The 24,167-nt window shown below is 50.9% G+C and carries 29 protein-coding genes; 27 read left to right on the forward strand and 2 right to left on the reverse strand.

Annotation, left to right across the window (positions count from 1 at the left end):
• The first annotated feature begins 297 nt into the window (after positions 1-297).
• From BW931_RS08910 to BW931_RS09030, 25 genes are all read left to right on the forward strand, one after another.
• Positions 298-870, forward strand: a complete 573-nt coding sequence (locus BW931_RS08910; protein ID WP_008590487.1) for a thymidine kinase — start codon at positions 298-300, stop codon at positions 868-870.
• A 77-nt stretch (positions 871-947) separates the two neighbouring features.
• Positions 948-2,018, forward strand: a complete 1,071-nt coding sequence (gene prfA, locus BW931_RS08915; protein ID WP_076571667.1) for a peptide chain release factor 1 — start codon at positions 948-950, stop codon at positions 2,016-2,018.
• Between the two features lies 1 nt (position 2,019).
• Positions 2,020-2,856, forward strand: coding sequence for a peptide chain release factor N(5)-glutamine methyltransferase (prmC, locus tag BW931_RS08920; protein WP_084193895.1), 837 nt, complete (start codon positions 2,020-2,022; stop codon positions 2,854-2,856).
• Positions 2,857-3,145: 289 nt separating this feature from the next.
• The gene (locus BW931_RS08925; RefSeq protein WP_076571669.1) at positions 3,146-4,153 is read left to right on the forward strand and encodes an L-threonylcarbamoyladenylate synthase; all 1,008 of its coding nucleotides are present in this window, start codon (positions 3,146-3,148) and stop codon (positions 4,151-4,153) included.
• Positions 4,154-4,202: 49 nt separating this feature from the next.
• Entirely contained in the window at positions 4,203-4,796 is a 594-nt protein-coding gene (locus BW931_RS08930; RefSeq protein WP_234972610.1) for a low molecular weight protein arginine phosphatase, read from the forward strand.
• Between the two features lie 163 nt (positions 4,797-4,959).
• Complete coding sequence (locus BW931_RS08935) at positions 4,960-5,490, forward strand: TIGR01440 family protein (protein WP_076571671.1); 531 nt, start codon at positions 4,960-4,962, stop codon at positions 5,488-5,490.
• 60 nt (positions 5,491-5,550) lie between these two features.
• On the forward strand, positions 5,551-6,807 hold the full coding sequence (locus BW931_RS08940; protein WP_008590476.1) for a serine hydroxymethyltransferase: 1,257 nt from the start codon (positions 5,551-5,553) through the stop codon (positions 6,805-6,807).
• A gap of 183 nt (positions 6,808-6,990) precedes the next feature.
• Positions 6,991-7,623 carry a uracil phosphoribosyltransferase gene (gene upp, locus BW931_RS08945; RefSeq protein WP_008590474.1) on the forward strand — a complete coding sequence of 211 codons (633 nt, stop codon included), beginning with the start codon at positions 6,991-6,993 and terminating at the stop codon, positions 7,621-7,623.
• Between the two features lie 9 nt (positions 7,624-7,632).
• Entirely contained in the window at positions 7,633-8,781 is a 1,149-nt protein-coding gene (gene wecB, locus BW931_RS08950; protein WP_076571674.1) for a non-hydrolyzing UDP-N-acetylglucosamine 2-epimerase, read from the forward strand.
• 275 nt (positions 8,782-9,056) lie between these two features.
• On the forward strand, positions 9,057-9,275 hold the full coding sequence (locus tag BW931_RS08955) for an AtpZ/AtpI family protein (protein WP_008590469.1): 219 nt from the start codon (positions 9,057-9,059) through the stop codon (positions 9,273-9,275).
• Position 9,276: 1 nt separating this feature from the next.
• Entirely contained in the window at positions 9,277-9,663 is a 387-nt protein-coding gene (locus BW931_RS08960; protein ID WP_008590468.1) for an ATP synthase subunit I, read from the forward strand.
• A 5-nt stretch (positions 9,664-9,668) separates the two neighbouring features.
• A complete protein-coding gene (atpB, locus tag BW931_RS08965) occupies positions 9,669-10,391 on the forward strand; it encodes a F0F1 ATP synthase subunit A (protein WP_008590467.1) in 723 nt (240 codons plus the stop codon).
• 55 nt (positions 10,392-10,446) lie between these two features.
• The gene (atpE, locus tag BW931_RS08970; protein ID WP_008590466.1) at positions 10,447-10,659 is read left to right on the forward strand and encodes a F0F1 ATP synthase subunit C; all 213 of its coding nucleotides are present in this window, start codon (positions 10,447-10,449) and stop codon (positions 10,657-10,659) included.
• A gap of 210 nt (positions 10,660-10,869) precedes the next feature.
• Complete coding sequence (gene atpF, locus BW931_RS08975) at positions 10,870-11,391, forward strand: F0F1 ATP synthase subunit B (protein ID WP_076571677.1); 522 nt, start codon at positions 10,870-10,872, stop codon at positions 11,389-11,391.
• A complete protein-coding gene (locus BW931_RS08980; protein ID WP_008590463.1) occupies positions 11,388-11,939 on the forward strand; it encodes a F0F1 ATP synthase subunit delta in 552 nt (183 codons plus the stop codon). The genes atpF and BW931_RS08980 overlap by 4 nt, the downstream gene beginning before the upstream one ends.
• Positions 11,940-11,951: 12 nt before the next feature.
• Complete coding sequence (gene atpA, locus BW931_RS08985; RefSeq protein ID WP_076571680.1) at positions 11,952-13,460, forward strand: F0F1 ATP synthase subunit alpha; 1,509 nt, start codon at positions 11,952-11,954, stop codon at positions 13,458-13,460.
• Between the two features lie 111 nt (positions 13,461-13,571).
• Positions 13,572-14,441, forward strand: a complete 870-nt coding sequence (locus tag BW931_RS08990; protein ID WP_008590460.1) for a F0F1 ATP synthase subunit gamma — start codon at positions 13,572-13,574, stop codon at positions 14,439-14,441.
• 38 nt (positions 14,442-14,479) lie between these two features.
• Positions 14,480-15,874 carry a F0F1 ATP synthase subunit beta gene (atpD, locus tag BW931_RS08995; protein ID WP_076571683.1) on the forward strand — a complete coding sequence of 465 codons (1,395 nt, stop codon included), beginning with the start codon at positions 14,480-14,482 and terminating at the stop codon, positions 15,872-15,874.
• 68 nt (positions 15,875-15,942) lie between these two features.
• Positions 15,943-16,347 carry a F0F1 ATP synthase subunit epsilon gene (locus tag BW931_RS09000; RefSeq protein ID WP_008590457.1) on the forward strand — a complete coding sequence of 135 codons (405 nt, stop codon included), beginning with the start codon at positions 15,943-15,945 and terminating at the stop codon, positions 16,345-16,347.
• 201 nt (positions 16,348-16,548) lie between these two features.
• Positions 16,549-16,782 (forward strand): DUF1146 family protein, encoded by a 234-nt coding sequence (locus BW931_RS09005; RefSeq protein ID WP_008590456.1) that lies wholly within the window; start codon positions 16,549-16,551, stop codon positions 16,780-16,782.
• 266 nt (positions 16,783-17,048) lie between these two features.
• Positions 17,049-18,344: a UDP-N-acetylglucosamine 1-carboxyvinyltransferase gene (gene murA, locus BW931_RS09010; RefSeq protein WP_076571804.1), complete on the forward strand. Its 1,296-nt coding sequence runs from the start codon at positions 17,049-17,051 to the stop codon at positions 18,342-18,344.
• Positions 18,345-18,547: 203 nt separating this feature from the next.
• Positions 18,548-19,543, forward strand: coding sequence for a rod shape-determining protein (gene mreB / locus BW931_RS09015; RefSeq protein ID WP_076571805.1), 996 nt, complete (start codon positions 18,548-18,550; stop codon positions 19,541-19,543).
• Positions 19,544-19,571: 28 nt separating this feature from the next.
• Positions 19,572-20,396 (forward strand): flagellar hook-basal body protein, encoded by an 825-nt coding sequence (locus BW931_RS09020; protein ID WP_076571686.1) that lies wholly within the window; start codon positions 19,572-19,574, stop codon positions 20,394-20,396.
• Positions 20,397-20,442: 46 nt separating this feature from the next.
• A complete protein-coding gene (locus tag BW931_RS09025; RefSeq protein ID WP_084193896.1) occupies positions 20,443-21,279 on the forward strand; it encodes a flagellar hook-basal body protein in 837 nt (278 codons plus the stop codon).
• A gap of 18 nt (positions 21,280-21,297) precedes the next feature.
• The gene (locus BW931_RS09030) at positions 21,298-21,540 is read left to right on the forward strand and encodes a DNA-directed RNA polymerase subunit beta (RefSeq protein ID WP_008590447.1); all 243 of its coding nucleotides are present in this window, start codon (positions 21,298-21,300) and stop codon (positions 21,538-21,540) included.
• Positions 21,541-21,554: 14 nt separating this feature from the next.
• Here BW931_RS09030 and BW931_RS13395 read toward each other — a convergent pair whose 3' ends face one another.
• Entirely contained in the window at positions 21,555-21,701 is a 147-nt protein-coding gene (locus BW931_RS13395; protein WP_143023826.1) for a lmo0937 family membrane protein, read from the reverse strand.
• 111 nt (positions 21,702-21,812) lie between these two features.
• Here BW931_RS13395 and fabZ point away from each other — a divergent pair, with 111 nt between their 5' ends.
• On the forward strand, positions 21,813-22,235 hold the full coding sequence (fabZ, locus tag BW931_RS09035; protein WP_008590444.1) for a 3-hydroxyacyl-ACP dehydratase FabZ: 423 nt from the start codon (positions 21,813-21,815) through the stop codon (positions 22,233-22,235).
• 50 nt (positions 22,236-22,285) lie between these two features.
• On the opposite strand, the gene BW931_RS09040 is transcribed toward fabZ, so the two are convergent.
• Positions 22,286-23,176, reverse strand: coding sequence for a nuclease-related domain-containing protein (locus BW931_RS09040; RefSeq protein ID WP_076571688.1), 891 nt, complete (start codon positions 23,174-23,176; stop codon positions 22,286-22,288).
• A gap of 360 nt (positions 23,177-23,536) precedes the next feature.
• On the opposite strand from BW931_RS09040, the gene BW931_RS09050 reads away from it, so the two are divergent.
• Positions 23,537-24,154, forward strand: a complete 618-nt coding sequence (locus tag BW931_RS09050; protein ID WP_040609424.1) for a hypothetical protein — start codon at positions 23,537-23,539, stop codon at positions 24,152-24,154.
• The last annotated feature ends 13 nt before the right edge of the window (positions 24,155-24,167 follow it).

Below are 24,167 nucleotides of genomic sequence, written 5' to 3' on the forward strand. Positions count from 1 at the left end.
GGCAGATGTCGCTTCCGGCATATGCCTGTTTTTTTATTGGCGGAGGACCGGTGAAGGTGTTTTTCGTGCCTTTGAGCTTAAAAAAACGGAGCCGAAGGGAAGGATTAGGCAGAAATCGTGACCTTCGGCTCCATTTTTCAGTACCCATTGTAACGATTCGGGGAGGATCGTTACCTTCAGGTCGCACCGGACCGTGCTGAAGCGAAGGAAAAAATTTTGAGAGAAACGGGGACATCTGCACGACCGTTATTTTTGTGTATAATGGGAGAAGCGCTTAGAAAAAAGGGGAGTCTGCACATGGCACAACTGTATTTTAAATACGGGGCAATGAACAGCGGAAAATCAATCGAAATCATAAAAGTCGCCCATAACTACGAAGAGCAGAATAAACCGGTGCTCATATTCACACCGGGGCTCGACGACCGGGATGAAATCGGATACGTTTCTTCGCGGATCGGTCTGCGCCGGAAAGCTTATCCGATTTTCGAAGAAACCGATCTGTACGAAACGGTGAAGCAGGAAGAGGAACAGCCGTACTGTGTCCTCGTCGATGAGGCACAGTTCCTGGATAAAGAACACGTACTGCAGCTTACGAAAATAGTGGACCGGCTGAACATCCCGGTCATGGGATTCGGTCTCAAAAACGATTTTCAGAACGAGCTGTTTGACGGAAGTAAGTATTTCCTTTTGTATGCAGATAAAATCGAAGAAATGAAAACGATCTGCTGGTTCTGTGAGAAGAAAGCGGTGATGAACCTGCGGGTGAATGAAGCCGGAAAGCCGGTCTACTCCGGAGAACAGATCCAGATCGGCGGAAATGATGCGTACTACCCGGTCTGTCGTAAATGTCACGGGAATCCCCCACTGTAAAGGACGGGGGCGCGGTTGTATCCGGGGTCTCCCTATAATATAATGACAATCGGTAGAGAAAAGTAGAGGTGAAGAAAATGATCGAACGGTTACAGACATTGGAAGATCGATACGATAAACTGAACGAGCTGCTGAGTGACCCGGAAGTCATCAGCGATACGAAGAAGCTGCGTGAGTACTCGAAGGAGCAGTCCGATCTTTCGGACACGGTCCGCTTCTATCAGGAATACAAAAGTGTGACTTCACAGATAGACGAAACGAAAGAGATGCTTGAAGACGAAACGGATGAGGAAATGAAAGAGATGGCGAAAGAAGAGTTGAGCGAACTCACTTCCCGCAAAGAAGAACTCGAGGAAGAACTGCGCGTTCTTATGCTGCCGAAAGACCCGAACGACAGCAAAAACGTTATTCTTGAAGTACGTGGAGCAGCCGGCGGTGATGAAGCTGCTCTGTTCGCGGGTGATTTGTACCGTATGTATACACGCTACGCAGAAGGAAAAGGGTGGAAAACGGAAGTCATCGATTCCACGGCGAGTGAAGTCGGAGGCTACAAAGAAATTACGTTTATGATCAAGGGAGAAGGAGCGTTCTCCCGCTTCAAGTATGAAAGCGGAGCACACCGCGTACAGCGTGTGCCGGAAACCGAATCCGGAGGCCGCATTCATACGTCGACCGCGACCGTCGTCTGTCTGCCGGAAGCGGAAGATGTCGAAGTGGATATCCACGAAAAAGATATACGCGTGGACACGTTCGCATCAAGCGGTCCGGGCGGTCAGAGTGTCAACACGACGATGTCCGCCGTACGTCTTACCCACGAACCGACGGGTATCATAGCCTCCTGTCAGGACGGAAAGTCCCAGATTAAGAACAAGGAAAAAGCGATGCAGATTCTGCGGGCCCGTATTTACGACAAGTACGAGCGGGAAGCACAGGAAGAGTATGATGAAAGCCGTAAATCGGCTGTCGGTACAGGAGACCGTTCTGAACGGATCCGTACGTACAACTTCCCGCAGACGCGTGTCACCGACCACCGCATCGGTCTCACGCTGCAGAAGCTCGACCAGGTGCTTCAGGGGAACCTCGATCAGATCATCGAACCGCTGCTCATGGAAGAACAGGCGAAGAAGCTTGAAGAGATCGGGCAATAATATGGATACGATGACGATCAGAGAAGCTCTTCACCGGGCTTCTTCTTTTTTACGGGAGTACGGACGAGAGGAGAGAGTAGGGGAACTCCTGCTCGAGTTTTATACGGGGCTCGAAGGTCCGGCTCTTCATCTTGAAGGCGACCGCCCACTCTCCTCAGAAGAGCAGCACTCCTTCATGGAAGCAGTCAGAACCCACGCTCTGACCGGTAAACCGTACCAGCATATCACCGGGGAAGCCCACTTTTATGGCCGGCACTTCACGGTCACCCCTGACGTTCTCATTCCGCGTCAGGAAACGGAGGAGCTGATGGATCTTGTCAGATCCTGTGCAGGGACGGGTGAGCGGATCGCTGATATCGGCACGGGGAGCGGTGTGCTCGCCGTTACGCTTGCTCTGGAAACGGAAGCGGAAGTGTCCGCAACCGATATCTCGCCCGCCGCGCTCGAAATCGCCCGTCAGAATTCGGAGCGTCTCCGGGCAGAGGTCCGCTTCTTTGAAGGGAGTTTTCTTACTCCGCTTGAAGGAGAACATGTGGATATTCTCGTTTCCAATCCGCCTTATATCTCCTGGAGAGAAAAAGAAGAACTGGATACGACGGTCAGGGATTACGATCCGGAACTCGCCCTGTTTGCGGAAGAAGACGGTCTGGCGGCATACGCAGCGATGTGCCGGGAGCTGAAGGAACGCCTCCAAAAACCGCGGCTGGCAGCTTTCGAAATCGGACATACTCAAGGGGAGGCGGTAGCCCGGCTTCTCGGAGAAGCGCTGCCCGGGTACCGTTTACATGTTCATAAAGACCTGAACGGAAAAGATCGCTTCGTCACCGCCTGTCACTAGTTCCCTGAGCCTCTGTCCCTTTTCGGACAGGGGCTTTTTTTTACGGAAGGCATTTCCTCCGGATTGTATTCTGTGGATAAGTGGATAAACCTCCGGTGTTATTTGTGGATAGTGTGTATAAAAAGTTGATAACGTTATTATTATTTGATTTATAGTTGTGTATAACTTCGTTTATTGTGGAAAAAGCTGTGGATGAACGCTATACCACCCGGCGTGCTCATGCTTGCCTGTATCTTCAGCTTTGTCCATAATGGATAGTAGAGAAAACCGGAATAAAGGGGATTAAAAAATGCGTACGAAGATATGGACGATGGAGGAAGGATTGAGCGGAGCGGTAGAGGCTCTGCGCCAGAAAGAAACGGTAGCCTTTCCGACGGAAACGGTGTACGGCCTCGGGGCGGATGCTACGAGTGAAGAAGCGGTAAGTAAAATATTCAAAGCCAAAGGCCGTCCTGCGGACAACCCGCTCATTGTCCACATCGGTGAGCGCAGCCAGCTGAGTGCAATCGCTTCTTCCTGGTCGGAGACGGCCGAGAAGTGCATGGATGCGTTCTGGCCGGGTCCGCTTACTGTCATTGTTCCCTCGAATCATGAGGCGGCACCGAACGTCACGTCGAACCTTGATACGATAGGGGTGCGTATGCCGGATCACCCGGTCGCACTGGAACTGCTGTCGAAAGCAGGAGTGCCTATAGCTGCTCCGAGCGCCAACAGTTCAGGGAAGCCTTCTCCTACGACGGCAGGGCACGTGTATGAAGATTTGAACGGCAAAATCACGGGCATTGTCGATGGTGGTCCGACGGGAGTCGGGGTGGAGTCGACAGTTGTGGACTGTACTTCGGAGGTCCCTGTGATTTTACGTCCGGGCGGAATAACGAAAGAAGATCTGGAGCGAGTATTCGGTGAGGTGCAGGTGGATCCTGCTCTGGAAGGAGCCGGGGACCGGCCGAAATCTCCAGGCATGAAGTATCGTCACTATGCGCCGGATGTACCGCTGTGGCTCGTGGAAGGGGATGACGGGAGGTTCGTCACTGCCCTGAAGTATTACAAAGAGGAAGGGAAAAAGATAGGTGTCATCGCAAGCCGGGAACTGGCACGGAAACTGGATCATGAACCACTCGTGGAGTGCGGCTCCCGGGAGGACATGGGAGAAGTGGCCGGAGGGCTGTACAGCGCGCTCCGCTCTTTTTCCGATACGGAGATCGACCTTATTTTATGTGAAACGTTCAAAGAAGCGGGGATGGGCACGGCAGTCATGAACCGTCTACGGAAAGCGGCGGACCACACTGTCGTGTGAGGAAGCCGTAACCGCGCAGCCGGAATTTACGAGGAACGGGAGGAGAAATATGATGAATATCTTGTTTGTTTGTACAGGTAATACGTGCAGAAGTCCGATGGCTGAGGCCATTCTGAAAAATAAAACCTCAGGACACGACGTCCGTTCCGCCGGAATGTTCGCCGGCCACGGTTCCCCTGTGTCCCGGGGAGCCATGCAGGTGATGGAAGAAGAAGGAGTAAGTACCGATGGCAATTCCCAGCCTGTATCGCCGGAGCTCCTTTCCTGGGCGGATCTCGTTCTTACGATGACGGAGGGCCACAAACAGACGATCGCCATGCAGTATCAGGGGTATGAAGATAAACTGTTCACCCTGAAGGAATACGTTCTCGTGCCCGAAGAGAAATGGGACCGTCTGAAATCACTGTACAGTCGGGTGGAAGAGAAAAGAAATCAGCTTCGGCAGGAAGAAACAGAAGATGTAAGTGAAAAATGGCAGGAAGCATGTCGTGAAGAGCTCGAAGAAATCGAGGAACTGGAAGATTCTTTTCCGGATGTGAACGTGTCGGATCCGTTCGGGGCGGATGTGGAAATGTACAGGGAAACCTACCGCGAACTGGAGAAGTATATCGATCTGCTTATTGATAAGACCGGCGATAAATAAAGTTCCGGAGAGAGCCGTTCAGGCGGCATGATGCCAAAACCCGAACATTGCCGAAAACAGAAATTAGTAATACAATAAAGGAAAGTTTTATAGAGAAGCTCATGCTTCTCTTTTTTTGAAGAAGGAACAATACACTTTCGCGTGGAGAGGGAGGGACAGCTTTATGAATATACAACAGGATATAACCGCCCTTCTGCAGCAGCTCTCGGACACCGGATATATGACCGGAGGCACGCTCGTGGTCGGATGTTCCACAAGCGAAGTCCACGGCCGTAAAATAGGCACGTCCGGCAGCGGGGAAGTCGCCCGGGACCTGTACACGGAATTTTTACGTTTCAGGGAAAGAACCGGAATGTCGCTTGCCTTTCAGTGCTGTGAGCATCTGAACCGCGCTCTCGTCGTTGAAAGGCAGACGGCTGAGCGCTGCGGGGGCCGTATCGTCGCTGCTGTACCGGTACCGAAAGCAGGAGGGGCGATGGCGGCGCATGCTTACCGCGAGATGCAGGACCCTGTCCTGGTTGAGAGTATGGAAGCGGAAGCCGGTGTGGATATCGGTGAAACGATGATCGGCATGCATTTGAAACATGTCGCCGTACCGCTCCGCCTCGATCAGACCTCAGTAGGAGAAGCGAGGGCCCGGGCTGCCAGAACGAGACCGCCTATGATAGGCGGACCGCGTGCGGAGTACGAATGAAACGAGGCATCGCCAGGAAGAGAAAATAACGAGGGAAAGACGAAAGGGGAATACGAATCGATGAAACAACTGAAATCGCAAGACCCGGAACTGTTTGCATCTATCCAGAAGGAACACCACCGTCAGGACTATAATATCGAACTGATTGCATCCGAAAACTTCACTTCCGAAGCGGTTATGGAAGCGATGGGCTCTGTAATGACGAACAAATATGCCGAAGGATACCCGGGTAAACGCTACTACGGCGGCTGCGAATTCGTCGATGAAGCGGAAAACCTGGCCCGGGACCGGGCGAAAGAGATTTTTAACGCAGAACACGCGAACGTCCAGTCCCACTCCGGTTCCCAGGCGAACATGGCAGTTTATTTCACCGTTTTGAATCCCGGGGATACCGTGCTCGGAATGAATCTGAACCACGGCGGTCATCTGACGCACGGCAGCCCGGTGAACTTCAGCGGCTCCCTCTACAACTTCGAAGAGTACGGGGTGGATAAGGAATCGGAACTGATCGATTATGACGCCGTTCTCGAAAGGGCGAAAGAAGTTCAGCCGAAACTTATCGTTGCAGGAGCAAGTGCCTATCCCCGCGACATCGACTTCGCCCGTTTCCGTGAAATCGCGGACGAAGTAGGCGCGTACCTGCTCGTGGACATGGCACACGTAGCCGGACTTGTGGCAACCGGGCATCATTCCGATCCCGTTCCGCATGCTCACTTTGTAACGACGACTACACATAAAACTCTTCGCGGTCCACGTGGAGGGATGATCCTCTGCAAGGAGGAATTCGCGAAGAAACTCGACAAAAACGTTTTTCCCGGCATGCAGGGCGGCCCGCTGATGCACATCATCGCTGCGAAAGCCGTCGCATTCAAAGAAATTCTCGACAGTTCCTTCAAGGACTACTCGAGCCAGATCATCAGTAATGCGAAGAAACTCGGAGAAGCACTGCAGCAGAATGATATCCGTCTCGTCTCCGGCGGTACGGAGAATCATCTCCTTCTTCTTGACCTGCGCAATAAAGGCCTGACAGGAAAAGTGGCCGAAAAGGCGCTGGACGAAGTAGGTATCACTACGAACAAGAATACGATTCCATTCGATCCGGAAAGCCCGTTCGTGACAAGCGGTATCCGTGTCGGTACGGCAGCCGTAACGACGCGCGGTTTCAAAGAGGAAGAGATGAAGGAGATCGGGGATCTGATCGCATTCACCCTCGATCACCATGAAGAGCCCGGGAAACTGAAAGAAGCGAAGGAACGTGTACGTGCGCTTACGTCCCGCTTCCCGCTTTACCCCTCCCTGGAAAGTGCGGATGAATAATACGAATAAACGAAAAGTCGCTCGTCTGAGAGCGGCTTTTTGTGTGGAAAATCGTAAGTTCTGTAAGCACTTAGACATGGTTATGTTACGAATTTTTAAACCTTTTGTCCCTCGTTGCAAAACAGCTTATTATTCAGTACAATAAGACAGATATGAATAAAATTAACGAAGGAGAGTGCTTCGATGAGTAACGTTTACGTACTGGACCATCCGCTGATCCAGCATAAACTGACGTACATAAGGAAAAAAGAGACGGGAACGAAAGATTTCCGGGAGCTTGTGGACGAAGTGGCTACACTGATGGCGTTTGAAATTACCCGGGATCTTCCGGTCGAGGAAGTGGATATCCAGACCCCGGTCGTCGATGATGCAAAAGCGAAAGTCCTGTCCGGAAAGAAAGTCGGTCTGGTACCTATTCTGCGTGCCGGTCTCGGCATGGTCGACGGGATGGTAAATATGATTCCGGCAGCTAAAATCGGCCACGTGGGGCTTTATCGTGATCCGGAAACGTTGAAACCGGTAGAGTACTACGTGAAAATGCCGAGTGATATCAGCGAACGCGAACTCATCGTTCTCGACCCGATGCTTGCTACCGGCGGTTCGGCAATCGAAGCTATTCACTCCCTGAAAAAACGCGGGGCGAAACAGATCCGTCTCATGTGTCTCGTGGCAGCTCCGGAAGGCGTGAGGCTGATGCAGGAAGCCCACCCTGACGTGGATATCTATTTAGCGGCTCTCGATGAGAAGCTTGATGAAAAAGGATACATCGTACCCGGTCTCGGGGACGCAGGCGACCGTCTGTACGGAACGAAGTAGGAAGTGGCTATGTCACGTCCGATTAAAGTGCTGACAGTGTTCGGAACGAGACCGGAGGCTATTAAAATGGCTCCTCTCGTTCTTGAATTGAAAAAGCGGAGCAATGATTTCGAAACGTCAGTGGCCGTCACGGCCCAGCACCGGGAAATGCTCGACCAGGTACTCTCGATCTTCGATATCAGACCCGACTACGATTTGAACGTCATGAAAAAGAAACAGACGCTTGCCCACGTTACCACCGGTGCGATGGAGGGGCTGGATGAAGTGATGAAGGAGGCAGCTCCGGATATCATACTTGTCCACGGGGATACGACGACGACGTTTGTCGCCTCCCTGACCGGATTTTACAATCAGATTCCGGTGGCCCACGTGGAGGCGGGACTCCGGACGTGGGATAAAAAGACTCCTTTCCCTGAGGAGATGAACCGTCAGCTGACCGGGGTGCTCGCCGATCTCCACTTTGCCCCCACCAATCAGGCAAGGGACAATCTGCTTCTTGAAAACAAAAGGGAAGATCAGATTTTCGTCACCGGAAACACGGCGATTGATTCCCTTAAAACGACGGTGGATGAGGCGTATTCCAGTAAAGTGTTCGATTCGCTGGAAGGACGTCGCCTCGTACTTATGACTGCCCACCGGCGCGAGAATCTCGGTATGAATATGAAAAGAATGTTCAGGGCTGTGAAGCGGATCGTTGAGACTCATAAGGACGTGGTAGTCGTATACCCGGTTCACCTGAATCCGGAAGTACAGGAAACCGCAGAAGATATTCTCGGAGGCTGGGAGAGGATCAAGCTGATCTCTCCGCTCGACGTCATCGATTTTCATAATTTCGCCTCCCGGGCCCACCTTATTCTTACCGATTCCGGCGGCGTGCAGGAGGAAGCACCTTCTCTCGGCGTCCCTGTACTGGTTCTCCGTGACACTACGGAACGTCCGGAGGGGATAGATGCGGGCACGATAAAACTGGCCGGGACGGACGAGGAAAACATATTCAGACTGGCCGATGAGTTACTTTCGGACCCGGAGGCCCATGCAAAAATGTCAGGAGCCTCCAATCCGTACGGGGATGGCCAGGCGTCTGCCCGTATCGCGGAAGGACTCCGGTATTTCTTCGGAAAGACCGACAGAAAACCGGCCCCGTTCGAAATCGAATGAAAGCCGTCTGACCCCGGGACAGGTTCGGGTGTTTATCTCCGATCCCCCCTGTTGCAGGAGGGATCACCCCTTATGGAACAAACGTTTGCACACCCTTTTAAATTTCCTTGCTGAAATGTGGCAGAAATGTGAAAAAAACCGGGTTTATTGTTTACACTTTTATTCCACAAATTATTGACACTACAACAGTGCTAATGTAATCTTACATAGTGTGGAATGATAAGGTTTTCATGCAAAGAAAAGCTTGCACACAAAGGGAACGGGTGAGACGGTGTATGGGAAAATCGAACGGTTCGTTCCGGACAATCGGTCTTGTCAGCGCCATATCATCACAGCTGGCAGGAGGCATCCTCGTCGGTATCTATGCCGGCAAATGGGTGGACGGACAGTTCGGGAGTGACCCGCTGTTTCTGATTCTCGGTCTCCTGACCGGTCTTTCAGCAGGTACATACGGAACGATTCATTTAGTAAGGAAGTACACGGGGGACGATTAACTTGAAAGACTTTGATGTTATGGCGACCCGTCAACGTAAATGGATGTTCTACCTTCTCGCACTATTGGTTCTCGCCTATGGACTTACTCCATGGAAAGCATTTTTCCTCGGGACACTTCTCGGCACCGTACTCAGCTTCTACAATCTGTGGTTGATGCAGCGCAAGATGAAGCAGCTCGGGGAAACAGTAGCCGCCAATAAGTCGATGAAGGGGATCGGCACGTTCACGAGACTTGCGAGCGGAGCGCTCGCCGTCGTTGTCGCCCTTCAATTCGAAGAATACTTCCATTTAATTGGCGTAGTATCGGGCCTGATGACAGCTACGGTTGTCATTTTTATAGATGCCTTCATTAATTCTAGCAAGGATAGTAAGATGGAAGAGAGGTGAAGAGATTGGATCACGAAGCACCAATGTGGAATGAAGCGTTTGGCATACCATGGTTAACTTTTAACCTGTCGAACGTCCTCATGATGTTTGTCGCGTCTCTCATAGTCTTTATTGTGTGCGTTGCAGCAACAAGGAATCTGCAGCGACACCCGAAAGGCATGCAGAATGTGATTGAGTGGACCGTCGATTTTATAAAGAATATCATCGGCACCAACATGGACTGGCGAACAGGAAAGATGTTTCTGCCGCTTGGTTTAACGTTATTCCTCTACATATTTGTCTCAAACATGCTGGGGGTTATCGTTACCGGAACTGTCGGACACACGTTATGGTGGAAGTCACCGACTGCAGATCCTCTGATAACGATGACATTAGCTGTCATGGTAGTGGTGCTTACCCACTACTACGGGATCAAACTGAAGGGATCCAAAGAGTACGCAAAGGATTATGTACGTCCGTTGCCGTTCCTCCTGCCCTTCAATATCATTGAAGAATTTTCGAACACTTTGACGCTCGGTCTGCGTCTTTACGGGAACATTTACGCAGGCGAGATTCTTATCAGCCTGCTTCTGGGACTGGCATCAAGCGGTTTCTTCGGTTTCCTTGGAGCGTCAGTGCCGATGGTCGCCTGGATGGGTTTCAGTACATTCATCGGTTTTATCCAGGCATTCATTTTCGTTATGTTGACGATGGTTTATATGTCTCACAAAGTGAGCGAAGACCATTAACATATTTTTTTGAAACAACTAATCATTAATAAAATATTTGGGGAGGATTTACATTATGAATCTTTTAGCAGCAGCTATCGCAGTAGGACTGGCAGCACTTGGTGCCGGTATTGGTAACGGTTTGATCGTAAGTCGTACGGTAGAAGGAATTGCACGTCAGCCGGAGCTTCGCAGTGCCCTTCAGACAACAATGTTCATTGGTGTGGCTCTGGTTGAAGCGGTTCCGATCATCGGTGTTGTAATCGCGTTTATCGTAATCGGCGGCTAATGTCGTACATCTGAACAGGGCGGAGTCTATCTTCGCCTTTCTTATATCTGTTTGGTACCCGGTAAGAACATGTAGGAAACGATATATTTCTGGCACTAGCGCTTGTACCTGACGCCTTTTTAAGCCGACGGTTAATCGGGGAACGGGCCGGGTGTCGGCGCTATTCTTATGTATGTTTAGGTATGTTGAGGAAAGAAAGGAGTGAGAGCTGTGTACGGGTTGACTGATAACCTGATTGTTCAGGCAAGTGGTTTTGCATTCGGAGATGCGATTATCCAGTTATTCTTCTTCATCATTTTGCTGGCACTGTTGCGCAAATTTGCGTGGGGCCCGCTCATGAATATGATGAAAGAACGGGAAGATTACGTTTCCGGTGAGATAGAAACAGCGGAGAAAAGCCGTGAAGAAGCAGCACGCCTTCAGCGTGAAGCCTCCGAAGAATTGAAACAGACGCGTCAGGATGCACAGAAGATCATCGAAGATGCGCGTCAGACGGCTACAAAACAGGAGAAAGATATTATCGCTTCTGCAAGAAACGAGTCCGACCGTATGAAAGAATCGGCACGACAGGAAATCGAGCAGGAGAAAGAAAAAGCTGTACAGCAGCTTAAAGATCAAGTCGCTTCCATGTCCGTCATGATTGCATCGAAAGTTATCGAAAAAGAACTGTCCGAAGAGGATCAGAAACAGCTTATCGAACAATACGTGAATGAACAGGGAGAAGAGCGATGAGCGAGACAGTCGTAGCAAAAAGATACGCAGATGCCCTCTTTGAGCTCGGACAGGAAAAATCGAAACTTGATGTTTTTCAGGAAGAAATGAACATATTGAAAAAAGTGGCGCGCGAGAACCCTTCGTTAGAAAATGTTCTCAAGCATCCACGCATTCCGGCCGACCGTAAGAAGGAAGTCATGACGAACAGCTTCAAAGGTTTCTCCGAAGAAGTGCTTCACACGCTTCACCTTCTTATCGACCGTCACCGTACGGACCTTATGGTTCCGCTTGCGGACCGTTTCCTTGCCAGGGTGAACGATTACCAGGGCGTGCAGGAAGCTGTCGTTTACACAGTAAGGGAAATGTCGGAGGATGAGAAACAGCGTTTGTCCAGAACGTTTGCACCGAAAGTAGGAAAGGATTCCCTTATTATCGATAACCGCGTGGATCCGGATCTTCTCGGTGGAATGCGTATACGTATCGGGAACCGGATTTTCGACGGATCCCTCCGTGGCAAACTCGATCAAATGGAACGTAAGCTGCTCTCAGCGAACAATAGAGGATAGGGGTGAAACCGCATGAGCATCAATGCTGAAGAAATCAGTAGTCTGATTAAACAACAGATTGAAAATTATGAAGCAGACATGGAAGTTACCGATGTCGGTACCGTCATTGAAGTCGGAGACGGCATCGCCCGTGCTCATGGCTTGGATAACGTCATGGCCGGGGAACTCGTTGAATTCTCAAACGGTGTTATGGGACTTGCACAGAACCTGGAAGAAAGTAACGTCGGTCTCGTTATATTGGGACCGTTCACAGATATCAAAGAAGGCGACGAAGTCCGTCGTACCGGCCGCATCATGCAGGTACCGGTAGGCGAGGAACTTCTTGGCCGCGTCGTCAACCCGCTCGGACAGCCGGTTGACGGCCTCGGGAACATCGAAACGACGAAAACCCGTCCGATCGAATCTCCGGCTCCAGGCGTTATGGACCGTAAGTCCGTGGAAGAGCCGCTTCAGACCGGTATTAAGGCGATCGACGCACTTGTACCGATCGGCCGTGGCCAGCGTGAGCTGATCATCGGAGACCGTCAGACCGGTAAAACGTCTGTAGCACTGGATACGATTCTGAACCAGCACGACCAGGACATGATCTGTATCTACGTCGCCATCGGTCAGAAAGAATCGACTGTCCGCAGTACTGTAGAAACACTCCGCCGTCGCGGAGCACTTGATTATACGATCGTCGTGACCGCCAGTGCTTCCCAGCCGGCACCACTTCTTTACCTGGCGCCATACTCCGGTGTATCCATGGGAGAAGAATTCATGCATAACGGAAAACACGTACTCGTCGTGTACGATGACCTGTCGAAACAGGCGTCCGCTTATCGTGAACTCTCCCTTCTCCTTCGTCGTCCGCCAGGCCGTGAAGCATTCCCGGGAGACGTATTCTACCTTCACTCCCGTCTTCTTGAGCGTGCGGCAAAACTGAGTGACGCCAAAGGCGGAGGCTCGCTTACCGCACTTCCATTCGTCGAAACACAGGCCGGAGACATTTCCGCCTACATTCCGACGAACGTCATCTCGATTACGGATGGTCAGATCTTCCTGCAGTCCGACCTGTTCTTCTCCGGTGTACGACCGGCGATCAACCCGGGTCTATCCGTATCCCGTGTAGGTGGTTCCGCCCAGCTTAAAGCTATGAAGAAAGTGGCCGGTACACTTCGTCTGGATCTTGCTTCCTTCCGTGAGCTTGAGGCATTCGCCCAGTTCGGTTCGGATCTGGACAAAGCGACACAGGCGAAACTGAATCGCGGGGCACGCACGGTGGAAGTTCTGAAACAGGGACTGCACCAGCCTATATCCGTCGAGAAACAGGTAATGATCATTTATGCTCTTACAAAAGGGTACATTGATGACATTCCGACTGAAGAAGTAACCCGTTTCGAGCGTGAGTTCCACGACTGGCTCGATAACAACCGTAAAGATCTTCTTCAAAAAATCCGCGAAACAGGCAAACTTCAGGACGATGAAGTGATGGCCGAAGCGGTTACTGAATTCAAGAAAACCTTCGTAGTTGCCGAATAAACAGTAAGGATTCAGAAAACCTTCGTCTTAAAAAAGGAAGGAAGACCGCAACAGACTTCCTTCCTGCACGGACGGACAGACAGAGTTTTTAAGAAAGGGTGGTGAATCAGCTTGGCATCCCTTAGAGAGATTAAAGGTCGTATTAGTTCCACGAAAAAAACGAAACAGATCACGAAAGCGATGCAGATGGTTTCAGCTTCCAAACTGAACCGTGCGGAAGAGAACGCAAAATCCTTCGTACCGTACAGTGAGAAAATCCAGGAAGTCGTCGCCAGTATCGCTCAAGGGGGAGGAGATGCATCCCACCCGATGCTTGAGGAGCGGGAAGTGAAACGTAGAGGCTACGTTATCGTCACTTCGGACCGCGGTCTTGCAGGAGCATACAACGCAAGTATTCTGCGGAAAGCTTATCAGGACATCTGGAACAATCATACCTCTGCCGACGAGTACAGAATCATAGCCATCGGCCGGATCGGCCGGGACTTTTTCCGGAAACGGAATATGGCAGTGGATAAAGAAATCACCGGTGTGGCCGACCAGCCTGACTTTGAAGATATCAAAGAACTGGCCTCCGAAACGGTCGATCTTTTCACCGAAGAAGACATCGATGAACTTTACGTCTACTACAGCCACTACGTCAGTGCGATTACCCAGGAAGTGAAGAAGACGAAAGTACTTCCGCTCAACGATATCTCTGCTGAGCAGGCAACGAAATCATCGTCTGCTTCCTACGAATATGAACCGAACCAGGAAGAAATTTTGTCAGTGCTTCTGCCGCAGTATGCGGAAAGTCTGATTTACGGAGCACTTATAGACAGTAAGGCCAGTGAACATGCTGCACGTATGACGGCAATGAAAAGTGCGACCGACAACGCCGACGATCTTATCGACGACTTGTCACTCACGTACAACCGTGCCCGTCAGGCAGCAATCACACAGGAAATCACCGAAATTGTCGGTGGTGCATCCGCCCTCGAATAGTAAGACGGGGGAGAAGTTAAGTTAGGAGGGAATAGCAGATGAGTGTTGGACGCATAACACAGGTTATGGGACCGGTCGTAGACGTCACTTTCGACGATGGCCAACTCCCTGATATTAACAACGCTCTCGTTGTGGAACGGGATGGCAGCGAAGATTTGACATTCGAAGTAGCTCTTCACCTCGGTGACAATGCTGTTCGTACCATTTCCATGGGCTCGACAGACGGAGTGCAGCGAGGACTTGAAGTGAAAGATACAGGCGGTGCAATCAACGTACCAGTAGGGGACGTAACGCTTGGCCGCGTATTCAACGTACTTGGTAACAACATCGACCTCGACGAACCGCTTGCGAGTGACGTTCGCCGGGAACCGATTCACAGACTGGCGCCTACGTTTGAACATCTGGCGACAGAAACAGAGATTCTTGAAACGGGTATTAAAGTCGTAGACCTGCTCGCCCCTTACGTAAAAGGTGGTAAAATCGGTCTCTTCGGCGGTGCCGGTGTAGGGAAAACAGTACTTATCCAGGAACTGATCAACAACATCGCACAGGAGCACGGAGGTATTTCCGTATTCGCAGGTGTAGGGGAGCGTACCCGTGAAGGGAACGACCTTTACTACGAAATGAAAGACTCCGGTGTTATCTCGAAGACAGCGATGGTGTTCGGACAGATGAACGAACCGCCTGGCGCCCGTATGCGTGTCGCGCTTACAGGACTTACGATGGCTGAGCACTTCCGTGATGAACAGGGGCAGGACGTACTGCTGTTTATTGATAACATTTTCCGTTTTACCCAAGGAGGTCTGGAAGTTTCCGCCCTGCTTGGACGTATGCCTTCCGCTGTTGGTTACCAGCCGACTCTGGCAACGGAAATGGGTCAGCTTCAGGAGAGAATCACGTCCACGGACAAAGGTTCCGTAACATCGATCCAGGCGATCTACGTACCTGCCGATGACTATACAGACCCGGCTCCTGCGACGACGTTCGCCCACCTCGATGCGACGACGAACCTGGAACGTAAGTTGTCCGAGCAGGGTATTTATCCTGCCGTGGACCCGCTTGCTTCCACGTCCCGTGCCCTTGACGCAGATATCGTGGGAGAAGAGCATTACAACGTTGCGCGTGAGGTGCAGCAGACGCTGCAGAAATACAATGAACTTCAGGATATCATCGCCATTCTCGGTATGGATGAACTTTCGGATGAGGATAAACTCACGGTTTCCCGTGCACGCCGCATTCAGTTCTTCCTTTCCCAGAACTTCCACGTTGCCGAGCAGTTCACCGGCCAGAAAGGGTCCTACGTTCCTGTATCGGAAGCTGTAAAAGGTTTCAAGGAGATCCTTGCCGGTAAACATGACGACATTCCGGAAGACGCCTTCCGTCTTGTCGGCCGTATTGAGGACGTTGTAGAAAAAGCGAAGGACATGGAGTAAGTACAGGAAGGATGACAGGTGTCTCTTAAGCAGGCACTTGTTATTCCATTGCCGAAGGAGGTAGATCCATGAGCACACTAACAGTGAGTGTTGTTACTCCTGACGGCCCGGTATTAGAGGAAGATTTCAATATGGTCAGTGCCAAGGCGGAAAGCGGTGAACTCGGTATTTTGCCCGGTCACATCCCAATGGTAGCTCCGCTTACGATAAGCGCGGTGCGACTGAAAGGGGACGGCGATTCCCGGAGAATAGCTGTAAGCGGCGGATTTCTTGAAGTTCGTCCCGACAAAGTAACGATCTTGGCGCAGTCGGCAGAACTTCCCTCGGATATCGATGTGGAACGTGCCCGAAAAGCGAAAGAACGTGCGGAACGCCGCCTGAAAGAAAAGCAGGACGATATTGATTTTCGACGGGCAGAACTGGCACTTAAACGGGCAATGAACCGTCTGGATGTATACAATAATAATTTTTAAACTGCTTTCCCGAGGGAGAGCAGTTTTTTTTGTTGCAACTTCTCTTCACATCCTCTAAGCTAATGAAATGACCGTGACCGTGTGGAACGGGGATTCTCTCCTCATCAATGCGGAAAGAAAAACATACACCCCCAAGAAAGAACGGGTACGTCCCGAAATGATTTACTATTTCCCGGGAAATGTCGAAGGAGGAAATTTACGATGGAAGATGTGTTTGTCCAGGAAGCACTGATGAGTATGACTTCTCACCTTATTTTTATAGTAATCAGCTGGTACGCTCTCCAGTCGCTGAATCTGGATGGATTGTTCCGGAAGGGGAAAGTGTTCGAAGCCAGAATACTGGTGATATTTCTTACGATTGCAATAGGAACGACCGTGAGCAGATTCTTCCTGGATTTTCTTTCGTGGTCTAATAGTCTCACTTATCTGTTTTGACAGAAAAGCGTTTATCAGAAAAACATGTAGGGAAATTGTTTATTAAACAACATTTAAAGGAAAAAGCAATTTTTACATCCCATCGCCAAATATCCCACTTTTAGCCCTTGCGCTTTTGTTGACAGTGGTGATACGATTAGTGTTGTTTTGTTTGTGTGAAAAAGGTCACTAATGTGAATTGAAGAAACTTTTGATGAAAATTGGAACTGTAATTAATGATGGGTGAATATGATAACTAAGAATCTCGACGCAGAGGAGAATGTATGGTGGAAAAAATCATCGTCCGCGGTGGCGGCAAACTGAACGGTAGTGTAAAAGTAGAAGGTGCCAAGAACGCCGTGTTGCCTGTGATCGCAGCAAGTATTATTGCAAGTGAAGGAAAAAGTGTATTGCATGAAGTCCCTGAGTTGGCGGATGTAACGACGATTAATCAAGTCATCTCTCACATGAATGCCGAAGTGAGAACTTCCGGAAATACGGTGACAGTGGATGCGTCCCAGCCGCTTAAGACGGAAGCTCCTTTCGAATACGTGCGTAAAATGCGCGCTTCCGTACTCGTACTCGGCCCGCTCCTTGCCCGCTACGGGCACGCTAAAGTAGCTCTCCCCGGCGGATGTGCCATCGGGTCACGCCCGATCGATCAGCATCTGAAAGGTTTTGAAGCTATGGGCGCCGAGGTGACGGTCGGAGACGGCTATATCGAAGCGAACACAAACGGCCGTCTGAAAGGCGCGAAGATTTATATGGATTTCCCGAGTGTCGGTGCCACTGAGAATCTCGTAATGGCAGCAGCTCTCGCGGATGGAAAGACCGTAATTGAGAACGCAGCGAAAGAACCGGAAATCGTCGACCTGGCCAACTACCTGAACAAGATGGGGGCCAACATCGTCGGAGCCGGAACGGAAACGATAAAAATCGACGGGGTCGAAAAACTCCACGGTGCGGAACATACGATTATCCCGGACCGCGTCGAAGCGGGGACTTTCATGGTCGCAGCGGCCGTCACGGGCGGAAACATTCTGCTTGAGCGTGCGGAAGCGGAGCATTTGAGAGCCGTTATTTCAAAACTTGAGGAAATGGGCGTATCTGTCGAAGAAGAAGGCGACGGTCTACGTGTCATTGGACCGGAACAGCTGAAAGCGACAGATATCAAAACGATGCCGCACCCCGGTTTCCCGACAGACATGCAGTCGCAGATGATGGCGGCCATGCTGAGGGCGGAAGGTACGAGTGTCATTACGGAGACGGTATTCGAGAATCGTTTCATGCACGTGGAAGAATTCCGCCGTATGAACGCTAAACTGCGGATTGAAGGCAGAAGTGTCATCGTTGATGGCCCTTCGAACCTGCAGGGAGCGGAAGTCGAAGCGACCGACCTTCGTGCCGGAGCAGCACTCATACTCGCAGGACTCGTTGCCGAAGGTGCCACCCGTGTAACGGAGCTTCGTCACATCGACCGCGGTTACGTTGATTTAGCAGGAAAACTCGCAAGTCTCGGAGCAGATATAGAACGTGTTGCTGTCCCAAAGTCTGAGCCTCAGGAATCATTATCAACATCATAATTCATAACAAATCTGAAGCATCGCCCCCGTGGCGGTGCTTTTTTTCGATAATCTGCGGGTGGACGTTTATTTTTTTGGAAAAATAAGACGAAATTCTTTATATTATGATAAAATAATGGAATAGATGCGTTCTTAATATCATATAAACAGTCGCTCGGTTAGGATGGTTGTTCAGTATGGCAAGACTGGGAGGTTCTTCACTCATGTTTGCTGAGGAGATAGGGGTGGATCTGGGTACTGCCAATGCAGTGATATATGTGAAAGGAAAAGGGATACTGCTTAAAGAGCCCTCTGCAGTTGCGATGGACCGGAGGAAGGATACCGTGATCGCAGTAGGTGAACCCGCACAGCGGATGCTCGGCCGTTCGCCGGAGCATATTGAAGTGATTCATCCTCTCCGGGAAGGGGTCATTGCAGATTTTGACACAACCGAAAAAATGCTCAGATATTTTCTCGAAAAAATAAAAGTTCAGCGTCTGTTAAGCAAACCCGGCGTGCTCATCTGTCATCCGGCCGATATAACAGAAATAGAGAAGAAAGCCCTGCTGGAAGCGGCAGAAAAAGCCGGCGGGAAGAAGATCGAGCTGGCCGAAGAGCCGAAAGTGGCAGCCCTTGGCGCCGGAATGGATATTTTTCAGCCCGATGGCAACATGATCGTCGATATCGGAGGAGGAACGACCGGGGTCGCCGTGCTTTCCATGGGAGAAATTGTGTCGGCCCGTCTGATCAGAGGAGCGGGGGATAAATTCAGCACCGATCTCACTACGTACATAAACAAACGATACGCTCTTCAGACAGGGGAGCATACAATCGAAAAAGTGAAGAAAAATATTGCTATAAACGCGGACGCCGGTGAGAGCGATAATATAAAGGTGGAAGGTCTTGATATCATCACCGGACTGCCCCGGGTCATTACAGTCACTTCCGGTGAACTGACAGAAGCTCTCGAAGAGTCGCTCGGGATGATTACACGCACGATAAAAGCCGTTCTGGAAGATACACCTCCGGAGCTGACGACTGACGTAAAAGAACGCGGCATCGTTCTGACGGGGGGAGGAGCTCTGATGAAAGGACTCGGGGTCCGGTTTCGGGAAGAACTTAATATGCCCGTATTTGTCTCTGAAGATCCGCTCCATAGCGCAGCAAAAGGCGCCGGAATGATGCTTGAGGGTAATTTCAGAAGAAATAGAAGGACGTAAACTTAAAAAGGGAAGGCAGGGGAGGCTCATGCTTCGTGGATTTTACAATTCTGCATCGGCGATGGTGGCGAATCAGCGATATCAGGAGACACTGACCAACAATATTTCAAATGCAAATACGCCGGGGTACAAGCAGGACCAGGGAGTGACACGGGCGTTCCCGGAAATGCTCATTAAAGAGTCGGGCCGGCTGCAGCTTCCTGTAAAAAGCGGCCTGAACCTCCCGCAGGACCGGGGTATCGGCTCAATGCACACGGGAATGTATCTTCAGGAAACCGTACCTTCTTTTACGCAGGGGGGGCTCAGGGAAACAGGGACCGCGACAGACGTGGCTCTTCTCCAGAAGGGCGCGCCGGATGAAACAGGGTTCACGTTTTTCAACGTCCGAAATGAAGACGGTGAGACGCGCTATACGCGGAACGGAAATTTCACCGTGGACGGGGAAGGGTTTCTTACCACGAATAAAGGCAACTACGTACTGAACGCCGAAGGGAACCCGGTCCAGACCGGAGGCATGGAGTTTACGGTACGAAATGACGGTACAGTTGAAATAGACGGAGAAGAAGAACCTCTCGGCATTACGTACACGCCGGATGCTTCCCAGTTTATAAAAGAAGGGGGTGACCTGTTCCGGGCAGGGGAAGATGCTGTAACGGAAGAGGCCCGGGGGAAAGAGGATATGGAGTTCGAAGTCAGGCAGGGGATGCTTGAACGGTCGAACGTCGATGCTCAGGCCACGATGACCGAAATGATGAGTAACTACCGGTCCTTTGAATTGAATCAGCGTGTGCTGCGTGCCTACGACCAGAACCTGCAGTCGGCCGTCACCGAAATCGGCAGAGTCCAGGGATGAACTTACTGAACGGGAAACCGGGGAAGAATAGAGGAGGAGGGAAACTGTGGTAAATCGTGCAATGATGCAGTCAGCCGTAACGATGGGCCAGGTGCAGCGAAAGCTTGATATCATCGGACAGAACATTTCAAATGCGAACACGGCCGGATACAAATCCAGGCAGGCCGATTTCACTTCACTTCTCACTCAGAACATAGACAACCTGAAAGATAAAGAAGCTGCTGTCGGACGCCGGACGCCGGATGGAATCCGTCTCGGATCAGGTGCCCGGCTCGGACATACGAACCTCGATCTGAAGCAGGGGACGGTCCGGACGACGGACAGGGAACTCGATCTCGCGCTTTTGAAAGAGCGTCATCTGTTCCGTGTTCAGGTGCCGACGGAGGCAGGAAACGAAACGCAGTACACACGGGCCGGGAACTTTTATTTTTTGCCGGTGGAAAACGATCAGCTTATGCTGACGACGGGGGAAGGCCACCCGGTTCTCGGGGACGACGGAGAGGAGATCCGCCTCGATAACGGTTTTGACGACTTCACGATCCGGGGAGACGGCTCGATTTCCGTGAAGAGAGGCGACCGTGAAGAGACGGAAGCAAGTATCGGTATCGCGGAGGCCATCCGTCCGCGCATGCTCGAGACAACGGAGGGGAACCGTTTCCGTCTGCCCGATACGGAGGCTCTCGGGTTTAACGAAGAGGAGATCCTTGCCGCTGTGCAAAATGAAGATCGCTCCGTCCGCAGCAATTCATTGGAGGCATCGAACGTGGATACCGGACAGCAGATGACCGGGATGCTCCAGATGCAGCGGGCCTATCAGTTCAACGCCCGGGCTTTATCGACGTCGGATGAAATGATGGGACTCGTCAATCAGTTGCGATCCTGAATATAAGGAGATTTATGTATGGTAGAAAATACGAGAAAGAACTACAGAAAGAATAAAACGAACGAAGCGAAGACACGGAACAAGAGACGGAGAGCACTCCCGATCTGGCTGCGTCTCATCATCGTCGTGCTTCTATGCCTGCTTGCGCTCGTCGTCGGGCTGATGATCGGTTACGGCGTCATAGGCGGAGGCAATCCGCTTGAAGTGTTCGACTGGTCGCTGTGGCAGCAGATCATCGATATCATGACAGGAGCAGAGTGACGGATCACTCTGCTCTACTTTTTCCCTGTAACCATTTGAATAAGTCTGATGACGATAAGAACGATGGCTGCGATGACGAGCAGATGAATGATAGCTCCAAGATCGATGACGAAGCCGACCAGCCACAGTATCAGGAGAATAACTATTATTGTCCATAACATATCTTTCCACCTCCTTCTTAACGTTCTATACCCTTACTGGGAGAATCGGCAAACCTTTTTGCGTTCCACAGAAAACATACTTATAATGTAGGAAAAAAGGAGAGTGTACATATGCTTGATATTAATGAAATCAAAGAAATCATTCCGCACCGCTACCCGTTTCTGCTCATCGATGAAGTCGAGGAGCTCGAAGAAGGCGAGCGGGCGGTCGCTTATAAAAATGTAAGCGTCAATGAACCGTATTTCCAGGGCCACTTCCCCGACTATCCGGTAATGCCGGGAGTACTGATCACGGAAGCGCTGGCCCAGACCGGTGCTGTCGCTATGCTGAAGAAAGAGGAGAACCAGGGGAAACTCGCCTTCTTCACCGGCATCGACAAGTGCCGCTTCAAACGTCAGGTGAAGCCCGGGGATCGACTGAAGCTGGAAGTGGAAATCGTCCGGCTCAAAGGCCCGATGGGTAAAGGGAAAGCTGTTGCTTCCGTAGACGGCGAAGTCGCCTGCGAAGCGGAAATCATGTTCGCCCTGAAATAAAAGGAAGCGACCTCTCTCAGGGAGGTCGTTTTTGTTTGGAAAAAAACGGTTCACACGTAGTGTACACCCCGCCCTTGTCCTTTTTCGTTAAAATGACGAGCGAGCGCGCGTCTGATCTGTTTGTCGGAAGCGACGCGGCACCAATTTCGTGCCGAAGAAAGGGTGAGACGCATCTCCGGAAAGAGAAGACGGAATTCCTTCAGCGCTTCATAAATGAGCCGGCCCGCCGGGTAATGGTTGTCACAGTCCGGACAGAAGAATGTTTTGAACTGGCGGCACACGGGTCCGGCACAGCCCGGACAGAACAGATTTTTGTGCAGTTCCCCGTAGAGAACATCCTGTGTCGCAGACGGCTCTTTTCTGTGCAGGGAACAAAGCAGGTCCGCCAGTTTGTGGTGGGTGGCCGTCAGAACCCCGGCAGCAGCGTGACGGGTGATATGACTTTTCCACTGCGGGAGAAAAAGAAAAGAATCGGTTACAGGGGCATGGTACAGGAAGAAATGGGGGTGAGGGAAAACGACGTAGGCCCGGACCGGAAAAGAATATCCGTGTTCTTCGAGCAGCTGGTGCAGCAGGGTGCGGGCGCGCAGAAGCTGATGCAGGGGATTGAGGATCACTTTACCGCCGGAGAGTTTGAAGTCCCCATCCTCATACACGAAGTCGCCGTTATAGTACTTCACTTCGTACAGGTAAATCGCATCCGGGCGGATGAGCAGCGTATCCAGCTGAAAGGTGGAACCGCGGCAGGTCAGCCGCAGGTCGTGAAGCTGAAGTGTCTCTTTGGACACGGTCCCGGTCATCCGATCGAAAAGCTGCTCCCCTTCCCATCCTTTCTCGAGCCGGCTTTTCTGCAGCAACTCCTGCTCCGTCAGCGTTTTTCTTTTCTCCAGCGCGTGCAGAATCTTCAACTGGACCGGCTTGTCCCGTTTTTTTCTGATCAAATGCATCATCCTTTCTATATGTTTCTTCATTATTATACCTTAAGGAAAAGGAATGAGTGCGGAAAGTTCGCCTGAAGCGTGGAATCGTGCCGTTCAGCTTCCCTTTTCCTGTCCGAAGGTCACGAAACAGCGGGAATCGTTACGTTCAGAGCGCCTGGTCCGGCACGAAGGGCACGATTACGGCAGAAACGTTACCTTCAGCGAAAAAATAAGCACCCGAAGGGCACGATTCGTGCTCCGAACGGCAGAAATTTTGTCACAGCGGGGTAAATTTCCTAAATAGATTGGAAAAACCCGTGACCTTCTGTAAAATAGGGAATAGTAGAGGATTCGAAAACTAAAGTCGGGGTGAGAATAATTATGAAATATCGTGCATCACAGGAACTTACATCAATGATCATTGGTGATTATGAAGAGTTGATCAATGCTATTCCGGAAGAGAAAGTTGCCGTATATCTGTATACGAACCGCATGTACCATTCTACATACGTGCCGGAAGACGGGCTGTATCAGTTTGTGTTCCGTCATTTTTACAGACTGGAGAATCCGAGCCTGACTCAGGACTTCAAGGACAGGTTCTTCGATCTGATGGAAGGCGTGCGCGGAGAGACGCGTCCGAATGTCTACCACATTACGAAAAGCCTGTATGAAGTGGCGAACCACAAGGGTGCTTACACGCTGCAGTTCCCTCTGGCGACGGCGATGCTGCACGCGATAAACCCGGCCTTCCCGCACTATGATACCCAGGTATTCAAAGCTTTTGATTTCTCATCTGCGTATCACCTGTCCGGGTTCTACAAGAAGATGAAGCGGTATATCGATCAGTACCGTCATATGTACGAAACGTATCAGAAACTGATCGATCTTGAAGAAATGCAGCCGGTATTCGATCATTTCGATGAACGGTTCGGAGGATATCAGCTTCCCGTTGAGAAAAAAATAGATTTGATCGTATCACAGCTGGGCTCTACGTTATAAACAATGATGAGCT

Origin of the sequence: Salimicrobium salexigens, from assembly GCF_900156705.1 — a bacterium.
In the GTDB taxonomy this organism is placed as follows: Bacteria; Bacillota; Bacilli; order Bacillales; family Halobacillaceae; genus Salimicrobium; species Salimicrobium album.